13 protein-coding genes are annotated in these 15,977 nt (G+C 63.9%); all 13 read left to right on the top strand.

From position 1 onward, the window contains the following. Positions 1-80 precede the first annotated feature (80 nt). The 13 genes from L0B83_RS05715 to tpiA all read left to right on the top strand — a co-directional run bounded on the left by L0B83_RS05715 (position 81) and on the right by tpiA (position 15,947). A complete protein-coding gene (locus tag L0B83_RS05715; protein ID WP_372461160.1) occupies positions 81-1,871 on the top strand; it encodes an ABC transporter ATP-binding protein in 1,791 nt (596 codons plus the stop codon). A 5-nt stretch (positions 1,872-1,876) separates the two neighbouring features. Further along, the gene (locus L0B83_RS05720) at positions 1,877-2,254 is read left to right on the top strand and encodes a GntR family transcriptional regulator (protein WP_234757443.1); all 378 of its coding nucleotides are present in this window, start codon (positions 1,877-1,879) and stop codon (positions 2,252-2,254) included. 65 nt (positions 2,255-2,319) lie between these two features. Then, on the top strand, positions 2,320-5,247 hold the full coding sequence (gene uvrA / locus L0B83_RS05725; RefSeq protein WP_234757444.1) for an excinuclease ABC subunit UvrA: 2,928 nt from the start codon (positions 2,320-2,322) through the stop codon (positions 5,245-5,247). 100 nt (positions 5,248-5,347) lie between these two features. Then, positions 5,348-6,064 carry an HAD hydrolase-like protein gene (locus tag L0B83_RS05730; RefSeq protein WP_234757445.1) on the top strand — a complete coding sequence of 239 codons (717 nt, stop codon included), beginning with the start codon at positions 5,348-5,350 and terminating at the stop codon, positions 6,062-6,064. Further along, positions 6,051-6,719, top strand: a complete 669-nt coding sequence (locus tag L0B83_RS05735) for a lysophospholipid acyltransferase family protein (protein WP_234757446.1) — start codon at positions 6,051-6,053, stop codon at positions 6,717-6,719. The genes L0B83_RS05730 and L0B83_RS05735 overlap by 14 nt, the downstream gene beginning before the upstream one ends. Before the next feature lie 58 nt (positions 6,720-6,777). Next, entirely contained in the window at positions 6,778-8,769 is a 1,992-nt protein-coding gene (uvrC, locus tag L0B83_RS05740; RefSeq protein WP_234757447.1) for an excinuclease ABC subunit UvrC, read from the top strand. Between the two features lie 82 nt (positions 8,770-8,851). Continuing rightward, positions 8,852-9,775: an RNase adapter RapZ gene (rapZ, locus tag L0B83_RS05745; protein WP_234757448.1), complete on the top strand. Its 924-nt coding sequence runs from the start codon at positions 8,852-8,854 to the stop codon at positions 9,773-9,775. Beyond that, entirely contained in the window at positions 9,775-10,791 is a 1,017-nt protein-coding gene (locus L0B83_RS05750; RefSeq protein ID WP_234757449.1) for a gluconeogenesis factor YvcK family protein, read from the top strand. Before rapZ ends, L0B83_RS05750 begins: the two co-directional genes overlap by 1 nt. A 9-nt stretch (positions 10,792-10,800) precedes the next feature. Continuing rightward, positions 10,801-11,781 (top strand): DNA-binding protein WhiA, encoded by a 981-nt coding sequence (gene whiA / locus L0B83_RS05755; RefSeq protein ID WP_133202987.1) that lies wholly within the window; start codon positions 10,801-10,803, stop codon positions 11,779-11,781. 110 nt (positions 11,782-11,891) lie between these two features. After that, entirely contained in the window at positions 11,892-12,515 is a 624-nt protein-coding gene (locus L0B83_RS05760; protein WP_234757450.1) for a superoxide dismutase, read from the top strand. Positions 12,516-12,801: 286 nt separating this feature from the next. Next, the gene (gap, locus tag L0B83_RS05765; RefSeq protein WP_234757451.1) at positions 12,802-13,812 is read left to right on the top strand and encodes a type I glyceraldehyde-3-phosphate dehydrogenase; all 1,011 of its coding nucleotides are present in this window, start codon (positions 12,802-12,804) and stop codon (positions 13,810-13,812) included. 9 nt (positions 13,813-13,821) lie between these two features. Further along, the gene (locus L0B83_RS05770) at positions 13,822-15,048 is read left to right on the top strand and encodes a phosphoglycerate kinase (protein ID WP_234757452.1); all 1,227 of its coding nucleotides are present in this window, start codon (positions 13,822-13,824) and stop codon (positions 15,046-15,048) included. 83 nt (positions 15,049-15,131) lie between these two features. Beyond that, on the top strand, positions 15,132-15,947 hold the full coding sequence (gene tpiA / locus L0B83_RS05775) for a triose-phosphate isomerase (protein ID WP_234757453.1): 816 nt from the start codon (positions 15,132-15,134) through the stop codon (positions 15,945-15,947). The last annotated feature ends 30 nt before the right edge of the window (positions 15,948-15,977 follow it).

Here is a 15,977-nt window from a genome sequence, read left to right on the forward strand (position 1 = left end):
GCGGACACCCCACAGTCCCGGCGAAGCCAGCGCAGTCGCTCCTCCGCCTGGCGGCCCTGATGAAGCCCTCGCGCGGAACCATGGCAGCCGCGATCCTGTGCATCTGCGGCTTCGTCGCGCTCAATGTCGCCGCCCCCAAAATCCTCGGGGACGCCACCGATGTCATCGCGGCCGCAGTGTTCGGGGCACAGTTCGACTCCGCGCGCTTCGGTTTCCTGCTGCTCTTGGCCGCGGGCATGTATTGCGTCACCTCGCTGCTGAACTGGGCGCAGGGCCGCCTCAACGCCCTCGCCGTCCAGCGCCTTGCACACGGCCTGCGCGAAGCCGTTGAGGGGAAACTGCATCGCATTCCCCTCGTCTATTACGACGACCGCCCCCGGGGCGACGTCCTGAGCCGCGCAACGAACGATCTCGAAAACGTGTCGCAGACACTCAACCAAATCCTTTCCCAGCTCCTGACCTCAACGCTGATGGTCATGGGTTCGCTCGCGATGATGCTGCTGCTGTCGCCGCTCCTCGCCGCCGTGTCCTTGCTCGCCGTTCCGGTTTCGGCGCTGGCGTCGATTATCGTGTCGCGACGCACGCAGAAATACTTCGTCCGGCAGTGGGAAGCCACTGCCGACGTGAACTCCCTCGTCGAGGAAACGGCTACGGGCCACGAGACCATCAAGCTTTTCAATGCCCAGCAGGCGATGGCGGTCCGTTTCGCCGACCACAACGACGGGCTTTACGCTGCCAGCTCCAAGGGACAGTTCGCTTCAGGGCTGCTGGCACCCCTCATGGCCTTCGTGTCGAACGCCAGCTACGTGGGCGTTGCCATTGTCGGCGCCCTCCAGTTCCTGGCGGGGGCAATGAGCATTGGCGGCATTCAAGCCTTTATCCAATTCAACCGGCTCTTCAGCCAGCCGCTTGGCCAGATCGGCGGAATGGCCCAGATCCTGCAATCGTGCGCCGTTTCCGCCGGCAGGGTCTTCGAGCTGCTGGACACCCCTGAGCTTCCACAGGAACCCGCGGAACAGGGCGCAGGCGCGCGTGCCGGTGCCGGTTTGGGCCTTGAGGAGCCGTTCGAGACACCGTCGGGACGGGTTGCCTTCGAGCACATCTTCTTCAGCTACAGGCCGGAGGCGCCCCTGATCGAGGACCTGTCCTTCCATGTGGAACCCGGACAGACAGTGGCCATCGTGGGGCATACCGGAGCAGGAAAGACCACCCTGGTCAGGCTCCTTATGCGCTTCCACGAACTCGGCTCCGGGCGCATCACCATCGACGGCGTCGACATCGCCGGCATGCGACGCGACGCGCTCCGCCGGAATTTCGGCGTCGTCCTGCAGGATCCGTGGATCTTCACCGGCACCATCCGGGAGAACATCGAATATGGACTTCCGGGCGCCAGTGATGCGGAGATCGTGGCGGCAGCCGAGGCGAGCCACGTTGACCACTTTGTCCGCTCGCTGCCCCACGGGTACTCGACCATGCTCAGCAACGGCGGTGAGCCCCTCAGCCAGGGCCAGAGGCAACTGCTGAGCATAGCGCGGGCACGGCTCTCGGGCCGCCCCATCCTGATCCTGGACGAGGCGACAAGTTCGGTGGACACGCGCACGGAGGTCCTCATCCGCCAGGCGATGCACAGGCTTCGGAGCAACAAGACGTCATTCGTCATCGCCCACCGCTTGTCCACCATCCGCGACGCTGATCTAATTCTCGTCATGGACCACGGACGGATCGTTGAACAGGGCACGCACCATTCGCTGTTGCAGCTTGGCGGGCACTACGCCCACCTGCATGAAGCGCAATTTGCCGCTGGAGGCGGCGAACTCGCCGCGATGCCGGTGAGGTCGGCGAAGCACCGCGCCGAGCAAGGGGAGAAGTGAGGATCATGAGCCCGCTTGAGTTTCCCGGTTCGTGGCGCCCCAATCAGTCCAGTTCCGTCGCCCTGTACGAACAGCTTCGGCTCCGCGTCATCGAGTTGGCCGACGGCGGCATCCTGGCTCCCGGTACCAAACTCCCCGCGGTGCGCAGCCTGGCCGAACAACTGGATGTCGCCCCGCACACAGTGGCCAGGGCATACAAGGAACTCGAAGCTGCCGGAGTGGTGGCGACCCGCGGCCGTAACGGAACAGTTGTGTGTGCCCGGGATGACCGTTGGAGCGCTTTGGCGGCCGTGGCCGCGAGCTACTCGGCGGCGGCCAAAGCGCAGGGCGCCAGTTTCGCGGAGGCCGTGCAGCTTCTGGCGGCCGCCTACGACGCCGATTGATACCCGCCGGTAGGCCACGGGAGGCCACATGGAAATTCGAAGAAGTTTTCGATTAGCATTAGTGGGTGCCTAAAGCCGTAGCTGAAGTCCCCGCCGTCGAATCCTTCGCAAGCATTTCCGAGCAGCAAGCTGCCACGCCCGTACGACATGATCTGTCCAGGCTTGTGGTCAAGGGAGCGCGTGAACACAACCTCCGCAACGTCGATCTCGATCTTCCCCGCGACGCCATGATCGTTTTCACGGGCTTGTCGGGGTCGGGCAAATCGTCGTTGGCCTTCGACACAATCTTCGCCGAGGGACAGCGCCGGTACGTGGAGTCCTTGTCGGCCTATGCCCGCCAGTTCCTTGGCCAAGTGGACAAACCGGATGTGGATTTCATCGAGGGCCTTTCGCCGGCGGTCTCCATCGACCAGAAGTCGACGAGCAAGAACCCGCGCTCCACAGTGGGCACCATCACCGAGATCTACGACTACATGCGCCTGCTTTGGGCACGCGTCGGCCGGCCGCATTGCCCTGTGTGCCACGAGCCGATCACGCGGCAGACCCCGCAGCAGATTGTCGACCAGTTGCTCGAGCTTGAATCCGGCACCCGCTTCCAGGTCCTGGCCCCGGTGGTCCGCGGACGCAAGGGCGAATTCATCGAACTCTTCAAGGAGCTCACTGCCAAGGGCTACTCGCGTGCCCGCGTGGACGGAGATCTCGTCCAGCTGAGCGATCCGCCCAAGCTCGGCAAGCAATTCAAGCACTCCATCGAAGTGGTTGTGGACCGGCTGGTGGTCAAGGAAGGGATCAGCCAACGGCTGACGGACTCCATCGAAACCGCGCTGCGGCTTGCGGAAGGCCGTGTACTGGTTGAGTTCGTGGACCTCGGCGCCGAAGACCCCGCACGGATCCGGGCCTTCTCCGAGAACCTGGCCTGCCCCAACGAGCATCCGCTGGCCATCGACGAAATCGAACCGCGTTCCTTTTCCTTCAACAACCCCTTCGGCGCATGTTCGGCATGCAGCGGCATCGGGACGAAGCTCGAAGTCGATGAGGAGCTGGTTGTCCCCAACCCGGAACTTTCCCTGAGCCAGGGTGCCATCGCGCCCTGGTCCCTGGGTACCGCCACCACGGAATACTGGAACAGGCTCCTCGAAGGCCTTGCCCTGGAGCTCGACTTCTCCATGGAGACCCCGTGGGAGAAGCTGCCGCAGGAAGTCCGGCAGACCGTCCTGCACGGCAAGGACCACAAAGTGGTGGTCCAGTACCGCAACAGGTTCGGCCGGGAGCGGAAGTACAGCACCGGCTTCGAAGGCGCCATCCAGTACGTTCACCGCAAGCACGGCGAAACGGACTCCGACTGGGCCCGTGACCGCTACGAAGAGTACATGCGCCAGGTTCCCTGCCCGGCATGCAACGGCGCCCGGCTCAACCCGGCGTCGCTGTCCGTGCTGATCAACGGCAAGTCCATCGCCGAAGTAGCGGCCCTTCCAATGCGCGATTGTGCCGATTTCCTCGGTAACCTCACGCTCACCGACCGCGAGGCCCAGATCGCCCACCAGGTCCTCAAGGAGATCCAGGCGCGCCTGACCTTCCTGCTGGACGTCGGGCTCGAATACCTGAACCTCGAACGTCCGTCCGGGACCTTGTCCGGCGGCGAAGCGCAGCGCATCCGGCTCGCCACCCAGATCGGGTCCGGCCTGGTGGGCGTCCTGTACGTCCTGGACGAGCCGTCCATCGGGCTGCACCAGAAGGACAACCGGCGGCTCATCGAAACGCTCACCCGGTTGCGCGATCTCGGCAACACGCTGATTGTGGTGGAGCACGACGAAGACACGATTCACGAGGCCGACTGGGTAGTGGATATCGGACCCGGCGCCGGTGAGCACGGCGGCCAGGTGGTGCACTCCGGTTCCTATAAGGAACTCCTCGAGAACACGAACTCGCTCACCGGCGACTACTTGTCCGGGCGGCGCAAGATCGAGGTCCCGGCCAAGCGGCGCAAATACGACAAGAAGCGCGAGCTCAAGGTCATCGGCGCACGCGAAAACAACCTGAATAACGTTGACGCAACGTTCCCGCTGGGCCTCTTCACGGCCGTCACTGGCGTCAGTGGCTCGGGGAAGTCCACCTTGGTGAACGAGATCCTTTACAAGGTTCTCGCCAACAAGCTCAACGGCGCCAAGCAAGTCGCCGGGCGGCATCGCTCCGTGGCGGGACTGGAGCACCTCGACAAGGTGGTCCACGTGGACCAGAGCCCCATCGGGCGCACCCCGCGCTCCAACCCTGCCACCTACACCGGAGTCTTCGACAACATCCGGAAGCTCTTCGCGGAAACTACTGAAGCCAAAGTCCGCGGATACCAGCCCGGCCGCTTCTCGTTCAACGTCAAAGGCGGCCGCTGCGAGGCGTGCTCGGGCGACGGCACCCTGAAGATCGAGATGAACTTCCTGCCTGATGTCTATGTTCCGTGCGAGGTGTGCCATGGTGCCCGGTACAACCGCGAGACCTTGGAGGTCCACTACAAGGGCAAGACCATCGCGGACGTCCTCAACATGCCCATCGAGGAGGGGGCCGAATTCTTTGCCGCGTTCACTCCGATCGCCCGGCACTTGAACACCCTCGTCGACGTCGGCCTTGGTTATGTCCGGCTCGGCCAGCCCGCCACCACGCTTTCAGGCGGAGAGGCGCAGCGCGTCAAGCTGGCCTCGGAGCTGCAGAAGCGTTCGAATGGCCGCAGCGTCTATGTCCTGGACGAGCCCACTACGGGCCTCCATTTCGAGGACATCCGGAAGTTGCTCATGGTGCTGCAGGGCTTGGTGGACAAGGGCAATACGGTCATCACCATCGAGCACAACCTTGACGTCATCAAGTCCGCGGACTGGATTGTGGACCTTGGCCCCAATGGCGGTTCAGGCGGCGGGCGCATCGTGGCAACGGGCACGCCCGAACAGGTTGCCAAATCCGCAGAAAGCCATACCGCAACCTTCCTGGCGGAGATTTTCGGCTAGCACTGCGTAAACGGCCAGGGAATATTTCGGCGCTGGGCGAAGTATTCCTTGGCCGGCATGTGAGTTTCAGGCATGCCTCAACTCGTGAGAAACTAACCCGGTGACTCAATCAACGGTGCCCGTAATCTTTGATCTGGACGGCACCCTTGTCGATCCTGCAGGTGGCATAACGGGCGGCATCGCCGCGGCCATGGGCGAAATGGGCCTCCGTGTCCCGGACCAGGCCGTGCTGGACTCCATGGTCGGGCCCAGGCTCGGCGATGCCCTCGAACACATTGCCGGAGTTCCCGCGGAAAAGGTCGACGACGTCATCCGGCTTTACCGCAGCTACTACCGTTCGGTGGGAATCGGCCAAAGCCGGCTCTATCCAGGCATCCGCGATCTCCTGGAGTTGTTCGCGGAATCGCGGCGGCCGGTTGCCGTAGCCACCCAGAAACCCCAGGGCTTGGCGCACATCGTGCTGGAGCACCACGGCATCGCCGGTTTCTTTGCCGCCATCTGCGGCTCTCCGGACGATGAATCAATCGCCGCCACCACCAGTCCGGGCAAATCGGCAATCGTTGGTGCGGCCCTGGCGTTGTTGCAATCCCAGCCGGCGGTGATGGTCGGCGACCGCCACCAGGATGTTGCCGGTGCGATGGCCAATGGCCTGGACTGCATCGGGGTCAGTTGGGGATTTGCTTCCGACGGCGAGCTTCAGGAGGCAGGCGCCGTCGCCGTCGTGGACACCGCGGCTGAGCTGCTGAAGAAGATCGAAGAACTTGATGCTGTCCGCGCGGCGGCCCTGAGCGAGGTGCAGAACGATGGAAGCCTTTGACATCATCCGCTGGACCACCCGCGGACTGATTTCCAGCACGTGCCGGCCCACGGTCATTGGGCTCGAGAACGTGCCCAAGGAAGGGCCCTTCATCGTGGCCCCGAACCATTTGTCGTTTCTGGACAGTGTCATTGTGCAAGCGCTGATGCCGCGCCCGGTGGGCTTCTTCGCCAAGGCCGAGTACTTCACCACCAAAGGGCTCAAGGGCCGCGCGATGAAAGCATTCTTCCAGGCGGTTGGCTCCATCCCGGTGGAACGCGGAGAACAAGCCGCCAGTGTGCAGGCCCTCAAGACCCTCTTGGACATCCTGGAGAACGGCAGGGGAATCGGCATCTATCCGGAGGGGACCCGCTCGCGCGACGGTTTGCTCTACCGCGGGCGCACCGGCGTCGGTTGGCTTGCCTTGACCACGGGAGCGCCCGTGGTGCCGGTTGGCCTGATCGGCACGGACAAGCTGCAACCGGTGGACCGCAACACCGTTCGTCCGCAGCATTTCACCATGAAGGTCGGCGAGCCGCTGTACTTCGAAAAGACCGGTCCGGACCACTCCCTGCCGGCCAGGCGCGAAGTCACTGACAAGATCATGGATGCCATTGCGGCATTGAGCGGCCAGGAACGTTCCACGAGCTACAACCAGAGCAAGTCCGCGGGGTAGCATCGGCGGGCTGTCCGATCCGTACGGGGGAGCGTAATTCCCTTACTAGACTGGATCTGTGGCAGATCCAGCTAGTTATCGACCCCAGACCGGAGAAATCCCCACCACCCCCGGCGTCTATCGGTTCCGGGATCCGCACGGCCGTGTCATCTACGTGGGCAAGGCGAAAAACCTCCGCTCCCGGCTGAACTCGTACTTCGCCAACCCGGCGGGTTTGCTGCCGAAGACGCATGCGATGGTGCACGCTGCCAGCAGCGTCGAGTGGACCGTGGTGGGCAGCGAGCTTGAGTCCCTTCAGCTCGAATACACCTGGATCAAGGAATTCAAACCCCGCTTCAACGTGGTCTTCCGCGATGACAAGACCTATCCGTACCTTGCCGTGAGCATGGGGGAGAAGTTCCCGCGTGTGCAGGTCATGCGCGGGGAGCGCCGCAAGGGCACGCGCTACTTCGGGCCATACACAGCCGGGGCCATCCGGGAAACCATGGACACCCTGCTTCGGGTCTTTCCGGTCCGTAGCTGCAGTCCGGGCGTGTTGAAGCGCGCCCAGGCCAGCGGCCGGCCATGTTTGTTGGGCTACATCGACAAGTGCTCGGCCCCGTGTGTCGGCCGTGTCAGCGCCGAAGAGCACCGGGCCATCGCTGAAGACTTCTGCTCGTTCATGGGCGGAGAAGCCAAGCGCTTCATCACCCGCCTCGAAAAGGACATGGCCGCCGCCGTCGCCGAACTGGACTACGAGCGGGCGGCGCGGCTCCGGGACGACATCATCGCACTGCGCAAAGTGTTCGAACGCAACGCCGTGGTGCTTTCCGAAGACACCGACGCCGATGTCTTCGCCCTGTACGACGACGACCTTGAGGCTTCCGTGCAGGTGTTCCACGTCAGGGGCGGCCGGATTCGCGGCCAGCGGGGCTGGGTTGTGGAAAAGGTCGAAGACGCGACCACCCCGGAACTTATCGAGCACCTGCTGCAGCAGGTGTACGGAGCGGACAGCGACAACGACGGCCGTATTCCGCGCGAAGTCCTGGTACCGGAGATCCCCAGCAACCATCACGAACTCCTTGAATGGCTCGGCGGCCTCAGGGGTGCCAAGGTGGACATCCGGGTGCCGCAACGCGGTGACAAGGCGGCCCTCATGTCCACCGTCCGCGAAAACGCCGAGCAGGCGCTGAAACTCCACAAAGTCCGTCGCGCGGGCGACATCACCGTCCGCTCCCAAGCGCTCCAGGAACTGCAGGAAGCGCTCGAGCTTCCCGTGCCGCTGCTCCGGATCGAGTGCTACGACATTTCCCATGTGCAGGGCACCAACGTTGTTGCGTCCATGGTGGTGGTGGAAGACGGCCTCCCCAAGAAGGCCGACTACAGGAAGTTCTCCATCACCGGCGCCGCGGCAAGCGATGATACCGCCGCGATGCACGATGTCCTGACCCGGCGTTTCAGGCACTACCTGCAGGACAAATCCGCCCAGGTTCCCAAGAGCGGAGAGGTTCCGAACCCGGCTGCCGGGGAATCGGCGTCGGATGACGCTGCCCTCACGGGAACCAAGGCGAAATTCGCCTATCCGCCCAACCTTGTGGTCGTCGACGGCGGGAAGCCCCAAGTGAATGCCGCAGCCCGGGCCCTGGCCGAACTCGGCATCGACGACGTCTACGTCGTCGGCCTTGCCAAGCGCCTCGAGGAAGTCTGGTTGCCGGACAGTGACTTCCCGGTGATTCTGCCCCGCACTTCCCAGGGACTCTATCTGCTCCAGCGCATCCGCGACGAAGCCCACCGGTTCGCCATCACTTTCCACCGGCAGAAGCGTGGAAAGGCCATGACCGTGTCTGCCCTCGACGGCGTTCCGGGGCTGGGCGAGGCCAAACGGAAGGCGCTCGTGGCGCACTTTGGTTCATTGAAGAAGATCAAGGCGGCCACAGCGATTGAGTTGACGGCCGCCAAGGGCATCGGCCCCGCTTTGGCGGAAGCGGTGGTCAGCCACTTGGCAGCGAGCTCCTCGGGCGAGGCTGCCCCGGCCGTGAACATGACCACCGGCGAAATCCTTGAAATTTAGCTAGGGTAATAATTGGGACGCCCTTTCAGGCGGTCTGCCTTCGGGCACGGAATCTGGACATTCTCAGAAACGGGGACACTAGATGTCAGAATCAACAGCGGCATCTGAGGCGGAGCAGGACGGCCTCATCGCCGTCAAGCCTGTCGAAGCGGAACTGCTGGTGGTCACTGGCATGTCCGGGGCAGGACGGAGCACCGCCTCCGACGCCCTGGAGGACCATGGCTGGTACGTCGTCGAGAACCTCCCGCCGCAGATGCTGGGCACGCTGGCTGAAATCGTCTCGCACGCTCCGCAGTCCATCCCGAAGCTCGCCGTCGTCGTTGACGTACGCAGCAAGGGCCTCTTCACCGATATCCGGACGGCACTTGGCGCCCTCAGCGCCAGCGGAATCACCTTTCGGGTCCTCTTCCTCGATGCCAGCGACGATGTCCTGGTGCGGCGCTTCGAGCAGGGCCGCCGTCCGCACCCGCTGCAGGGCGGCGGCAGGATCCTGGACGGTATCGCGGCGGAGCGCGATGTACTGAAGGAACTCCGCGAATCGGCAGACCTGGTCCTGGACACGAGTACCTACAACGTCCACGGCCTGGCCACTGCCATCACCGAACTTTTCACGGACACGGGTCCCGTGGCGGTGCGTTTGAACGTCATGAGCTTCGGGTTCAAGTATGGGCTCCCGGTGGACGCCAACTTCGTAGCGGACGCCCGCTTCATTCCCAACCCGCACTGGGTTCCGAAGTTGCGTCCGCACACCGGGCTCGACGCCGATGTCAGCGACTACGTCCTCGGGGCTGCGGGCGTGAAGGACTTCGTTGACCGCTACGTCCTTGCCTTGGAGCCCGTCCTGGACGGCTATCGGACGGAAAACAAGCACTACGCCACCATTGCTGTCGGTTGCACAGGCGGCAAGCACCGTTCAGTCGCGGTCGCCGTCGAGCTTTCCAAACGGCTCGCGCAATATCCCCGGGTCACCGTCACCACCAGCCACCGCGATCTGGGTCGCGAATAATGGGGGTCCTTACAGGACCCCTGCCGCTGGTTCCACCGAAGGGCACCCCGGGCAGCCAGCCCGCCAAGGACCCTTCGGTTGTGGCGCTCGGCGGCGGACACGGGCTTTCCGCGTCGTTGTCGGCATTGCGGCTGCTGACCTCCGAACTCACCGCGATCGTCACGGTTGCCGACGACGGCGGCTCCTCCGGGCGGCTCCGCGAAGAGTACGGCGTCCTTCCGCCGGGCGACCTTCGAATGGCCCTGAGCGCACTGTGCGACGACACCGATTGGGGCCGCACCTGGCGGGACGTCATGCAGCATCGCTTCAAGACTCCGAACGGCCGCCAAGGCTCCTTGGATGACCACGCCATGGGGAACCTGCTCATTGTCACGCTCTGGGAACTGCTCGGCGACGCCGTGGCCGGACTGAAATGGGCCGGCGCCCTTCTGGGTGCCCGCGGCCAGGTGCTCCCGATGTCCACCCAGCCCCTGAACATCGAGGGCGACGTCCGGGTACCGTTGCCCGGGGGCGGCTACGAGTTCCAGGCAGTCAAAGGCCAGGCCAAGTGCGCCGTCGCCGGATCGCTTGAAAACGTCAGGCTCCTCCCCGACGACGCGCGCGCCTGCATCGAAGCATTGACGGCCATCGAGCTTGCGGACTGGATCATTCTGGGCCCCGGCTCCTGGTACACGTCCGTGTTGCCGCATCTTCTGCTGCCGGAAATGCGGCAGGCCTTGTGCGATACCCCTGCCAAACGCTGCCTCACCATGAACCTCGCCATGGACACCAAGGAAACGTCCGGGATGTCCGCCGCGGACCACCTCGATGCCTTGCGCCACTACGCTCCGGAGTTCAGCCTGGACGTCGTCCTGGCAGATCCCAGCTCGATATCGGACCTCAAGGAATTCGAACGCGCTGCCGGAATGATCGGTGCGGAGGTGGTCTTGGGTAAAGTGGGGGCGTCGAGCCGCCGTCCAGTCCACGATCCGCTGCGTCTGGCATCGGCGTATCACGATATTTTCGGGAATAGTTAGGAACATGCGATGGCACTGACCGCATCGGTCAAGGAAGAACTTTCCCGGCTGGACATCAAGAAGTCGTCCGTCCGCAAGGCCGAGGTTTCGGCAATGCTGCGTTTTGCCGGCGGATTGCACATCATTTCGGGCCGCATCGTGATTGAGGCAGAGGTTGACCTCGCCTCCACGGCGCGGCGGCTGAGGGCCGCGATCGCCGAAGTTTACGGACACCAGAGCGAGATCATCGTCGTCTCAGGCGGGGGACTGCGTCGCGGTAGCCGCTATGTTGTCCGCGTGGTGCGCGACGGCGAGGCACTCGCCCGCCAGACCGGCCTCCTGGACGGACGTGGACGGCCAGTCCGCGGCTTGCCGTCCGCCGTTGTCAACGGCTCGGCGTCGGACGCCGAAGCTGTGTGGCGCGGCGCGTTCCTCGCTCACGGATCCCTCACCGAACCCGGCCGGTCCTCGTCGCTCGAGGTCACGTGCCCGGGACCGGAATCCGCGCTTGCCCTGGTGGGTGCAGCCCGTCGCCTCGGCATCCAGGCCAAGGCCCGCGAAGTGCGCGGCGTGGACCGCGTCGTCATCCGCGACGGCGACACCATCGCCGCGTTGCTCACCCGGATGGGCGCCCATGACGCCCTCATGGTGTGGGAGGAACGCCGCATGCGGAAGGAAGTGCGCGCTACGGCCAACCGCCTCGCGAACTTCGACGACGCCAACCTGCGGCGCTCGGCCCAGGCCGCCGTCGCAGCCGGCGCCCGCGTGGACAGGGCCCTGGAAATCCTTGGCGACGACGTTCCGGACCACCTCAAGTACGCCGGCGAACTCCGGGTCGCCCACAAACAGGCCAGCCTCGATGAATTGGGCCGGCTCGCTGATCCGCCCATGACCAAGGACGCCATCGCGGGAAGGATCCGCCGGCTTCTGGCCATGGCGGACAAAAGGGCCGGCGACCTCGGGATCCCGGGTACCGAGGCAAATGTGACCCCGGAGATGATGGACGAATAGGGCACCCGTCCTAGAATCGTCAGGGTGTAGATTTCCGGCCGGGCTCCCCGGGCGGATGAACAAAACGAGAGTTACCAACCGGACTCCGGTCCACTACATTGGAGGATTTCGTGACAGAGTACGTACTGCCCGAGCTCGGCTACGACTACGCAGCACTCGAGCCGCACATTTCGGCGAAGATCATGGAGCTGCACCACAGCAAGCACCACGCCGCCTATGTAGCAGGCGCCAACAACGCTTTGGCCCAGTTGGCCGAAGCCCGCGACAAGGGCGACTTCGCCAACATCAACCGCCTCTCCAAGGACCTCGCCTTCCACACGGGCGGCCACATCAACCACTCCGTGTTCTGGAACAACATCTCCCCGGACGGCGGCGACAAGCCTGAAGGCGAACTGGCTGCGGCCATCGATGACGCCTTCGGCTCCTTCGATGCCTTCCGTGCCCAGTTCTCCGCGGCCGCGCTCGGCCTCCAGGGATCCGGTTGGGGCTTCCTCGCCTACGAACCCATCGGCGGCAACCTCCTCATCGAGCAGCTCTACGACCAGCAGGGCAACGTCGCAGTCGGCACCACGCCCCTGCTCATGCTCGACATGTGGGAGCACGCTTTCTACCTCGACTACGTCAACGTCAAGGCTGACTACGTCAAGGCATTCTGGAACATCGTCAACTGGGCCGACGTCGCCAGGCGCTTCGAAGCGGCCCGCGCGAACGCCACTGGCCTGATCGTTCTCTAGGGAACACCGTCCCGAACCGGTGAGTGAGGCGGAATACACAGGGATGTAACAAACTTCACATTCAGGTGCATTTCGACCAAATCCCGGATTGTCTGCCCCCGCAGTTGCGGGGGCAGACGTAGTTAAACGTAAGATGGGTCACGGAAGGCGGTTAGCCTTCAGCAACGTGGCTGGTCGCCCTCCGATCTGATAATCACTTCTGCCCAATGATGTGCGGGAATTGTTAGTTGGAATCAAGATCCGACTCACTAGGTGTGCTTGCAAGAGCACCAAGGAGACTGAAAAAGTGACCACCCGTATTGGTATCAACGGCTTTGGCCGAATCGGCCGCAACTACTTCCGCGCAGCACTCGCCCAGGGTGCAGACCTTGAAATTGTTGCGGTCAACGACCTCACGAGTCCCGAGGCCCTTGCCCACCTTTTGAAGTACGACTCCGTCGGCGGCCGCCTGACCGAGTCCGTTGAAGTCAAGGAGGGCAACCTCATTGTCGACGGCAGCATCATCAAGGTCCTCGCAGAGCGCGATCCCGCGAACCTCCCTTGGGCCGAACTCGGCGTCGACATCGTCATCGAGTCCACCGGCTTCTTCACCAAGGCTGCCGCTGCGAAGAAGCACATCGACGCGGGCGCCAAGAAGGTCCTGATCTCCGCTCCCGCTTCGGACGAAGACATCACCATCGTCATGGGCGTCAACCACGAGCTCTACGACAACGAAGCGCACCACATCATCTCCAACGCTTCCTGCACCACCAACTGCCTCGGCCCGCTGGCCAAGGTGGTCAACGACGCGTTCGGCATCGAGCGCGGCCTCATGACCACGGTGCACGCCTACACGGCAGACCAGAACCTGCAGGACGGTCCCCACGGCGACCTGCGCCGTGCCCGTGCCGCAGCGATCAACATGGTTCCCACCTCCACGGGTGCCGCCAAGGCGATCGGCCTGGTCCTCCCGGAACTCAAGGGCAAGCTTGACGGCTACGCCATCCGGGTCCCGGTCCCGACCGGTTCCGCCACGGACCTGACCGTCACGGTGTCCCGCGAAGTGACCGTTGAGGAAGTCAACGCGGCTCTCAAGGCAGCGTCGGAGACCGAGCAGTTCAAGGGCATCCTGAGCTACACGGCAGACCCGATCGTCTCTTCGGACATCGTTGGCGACCCCGCCTCTTCGATCTTCGACTCCGGCCTGACCAAGGTCATCGGCAACCAGGTCAAGGTTGTTTCCTGGTATGACAACGAATGGGGCTACTCCAACCGCCTCGTTGACCTTACGGAGCTCGTCGCATCCAAGCTGGGCTAGGGTAGACACATGACATTTCACACCCTCAACGAATTGATCGCTGAAGGTGTCCGCGGGCGGTACATTCTTGTCAGAAGTGACCTGAATGTGCCGCTCGACGGCTCTACAGTGACCGACGACGGCCGCATCAAGGCCTCCCTCCCGGTCATCGAAAAGCTCTCGGACGCCGGTGCCCGCGTGCTCGTCACGGCCCACTTGGGACGCCCCAAGGGCGCCCCCGAGGCCAAATATTCGCTCAAGCCGGCGGTAGCGCGGCTTGCGGAACTCGCTCCGTTCAAGGTCCAACTCGCTGAAGACACCGTTGGTGAGTCCGCCAAGGAGCTGGCCGGGTCCCTGGACGACGGGGACGTCCTGGTCCTGGAGAGCGTGCGTTTCGACGCCCGCGAAACCAGCAAGGACGACGCCGAGCGCGGCGCCTTCGCCGATGAACTCGTGGCGCTGACCGGTGCCAACGGTGCCTATGTTGATGACGCCTTTGGCGCTGTCCACCGCAAGCACGCAAGCGTCTACGACGTCGCCACCCGGCTTCCCTCCTACCAGGGGGACCTCGTGCGCACAGAGGTAGAGGTCCTGCGCAAGCTCACCACGGACACCCAGCGCCCGTACGTCGTGGTTCTCGGCGGCTCCAAGGTCTCTGACAAGCTCGCGGTGATCGACAACCTCCTGGGCAAGGCGGACACCATCCTCGTGGGTGGCGGAATGCTCTTCACCTTCCTCGCGGCGGCCGGTCACAAGGTCGCGGGCAGCTTGCTTGAGGCTGACCAGATCCCCGTGGTCCAGGAATACCTCAAACGCGCCTCCGACGCCGGCACCACCTTCGTCATTCCAACCGACGTCGTGGTTGCAAGCCGCTTCGCTGCCGACGCCGACCACGAGGTGGTCGCCGCGGACGCGATCGAGGAAAGCTCGTTCGGTACTTCCGGCATTGGCCTGGACATCGGACCGGTATCGGCCGAGGCGTTCGCCGCGCAGATCCGGTCCGCCCAGACTGTGTTCTGGAACGGGCCGATGGGCGTCTTCGAATTCGAAGCCTTCTCCGGCGGCACCCGGGCCATCGCCCAGGCTTTGACCGAGACGCCGGCATTCACCGTGGTCGGCGGCGGCGACTCCGCCGCAGCCGTCCGGATCCTCGGCTTTGAGGACTCCCAGTTCGGCCATATTTCCACCGGCGGCGGCGCCAGCCTGGAATACCTTGAAGGCAAGGATCTTCCCGGCCTCAGCGTTCTGGACCGCTAAGGCTAAACGGCCGGCGGGGCGCCCTTCCTTGAAGGCAAGCGCCCCGCCGGCTTTCCCTATCTCAACCCATCTTTGGAGCACACGTGACCACTTCTGCAAACGGAAACTTCATCCGCAAGCCCTTCATTGCCGGCAACTGGAAGATGAACATGGACCATGTCCAAGGCATCACCCTGCTGCAGAAGCTTGCTTGGACCCTGTCCGACGCCAACCACGACTACAGCCGGGTGGAAGTTTCGGTGTTCCCGCCGTTTACCGACCTGCGCGGTGTGCAGACCCTCGTCCAAGGCGATGAGTTGGAGATTGTCTACGGTGGACAGGACCTCTCGCAGTTCGACTCCGGAGCGTACACTGGCGATATCTCCGGCCATTTCCTGAACAAGCTCGGCTGCGCCTACGTCCTGGTAGGCCACAGTGAACGCCGCACCATCCACCACGAGGACGACCAACTGCTCAACGCGAAGGTCAAGGCAGCCTTCCGCCACGACCTTACCCCCGTCCTGTGTGTCGGCGAGGGCCTGGAGATCCGCCAGGCCGGCACCCACGTGGAGCACACGCTGGCCCAGCTGCGCGCCGGCGTCGAAGGCCTCACGGCAGATCAAGCCGGCGAACTGGTTGTCGCGTACGAGCCCGTCTGGGCCATCGGAACGGGCGAGGTTGCAGGTCCCGAAGACGCACAGGAGATGTGCGCCGCGATCCGTGCAGAGCTCGCCTCCCTGTTCGACGAAACTGTCGCTGCGAAGACCCGCCTCCTCTACGGCGGATCGGTCAAGGCCAACAATGCCGCAGCGATCATGGCCGAAAGCGACGTCGACGGCCTGCTGGTAGGCGGCGCGAGCCTGGACCCCGCCGAGTTTGCTAACATTGTCAGGTTCGAGAGCCACCTCAGCGCGGCTTAGTCCGTTTCAGGTTCCGCTCCCGTTTTCCGT

It is taken from the genome of Arthrobacter alkaliphilus (assembly GCF_021483235.1).
GTDB classification, from domain to species: domain Bacteria; phylum Actinomycetota; class Actinomycetes; order Actinomycetales; family Micrococcaceae; genus Arthrobacter; species Arthrobacter alkaliphilus.

Coding starts and splice junctions, on each gene's coding strand:
- L0B83_RS05770 (WP_234757452.1), top strand. CDS start 13,822: ATGACATTTCACACCCTCAACGAATTGATCGCTGAAGGTGTCCGCGGG.
- L0B83_RS05720 (WP_234757443.1), top strand. CDS start 1,877: ATGAGCCCGCTTGAGTTTCCCGGTTCGTGGCGCCCCAATCAGTCCAGT.
- rapZ (WP_234757448.1), top strand. CDS start 8,852: ATGTCAGAATCAACAGCGGCATCTGAGGCGGAGCAGGACGGCCTCATC.
- L0B83_RS05750 (WP_234757449.1), top strand. CDS start 9,775: ATGGGGGTCCTTACAGGACCCCTGCCGCTGGTTCCACCGAAGGGCACC.
- whiA (WP_133202987.1), top strand. CDS start 10,801: ATGGCACTGACCGCATCGGTCAAGGAAGAACTTTCCCGGCTGGACATC.
- L0B83_RS05715 (WP_372461160.1), top strand. CDS start 81: ATGGCAGCCGCGATCCTGTGCATCTGCGGCTTCGTCGCGCTCAATGTC.
- L0B83_RS05735 (WP_234757446.1), top strand. CDS start 6,051: ATGGAAGCCTTTGACATCATCCGCTGGACCACCCGCGGACTGATTTCC.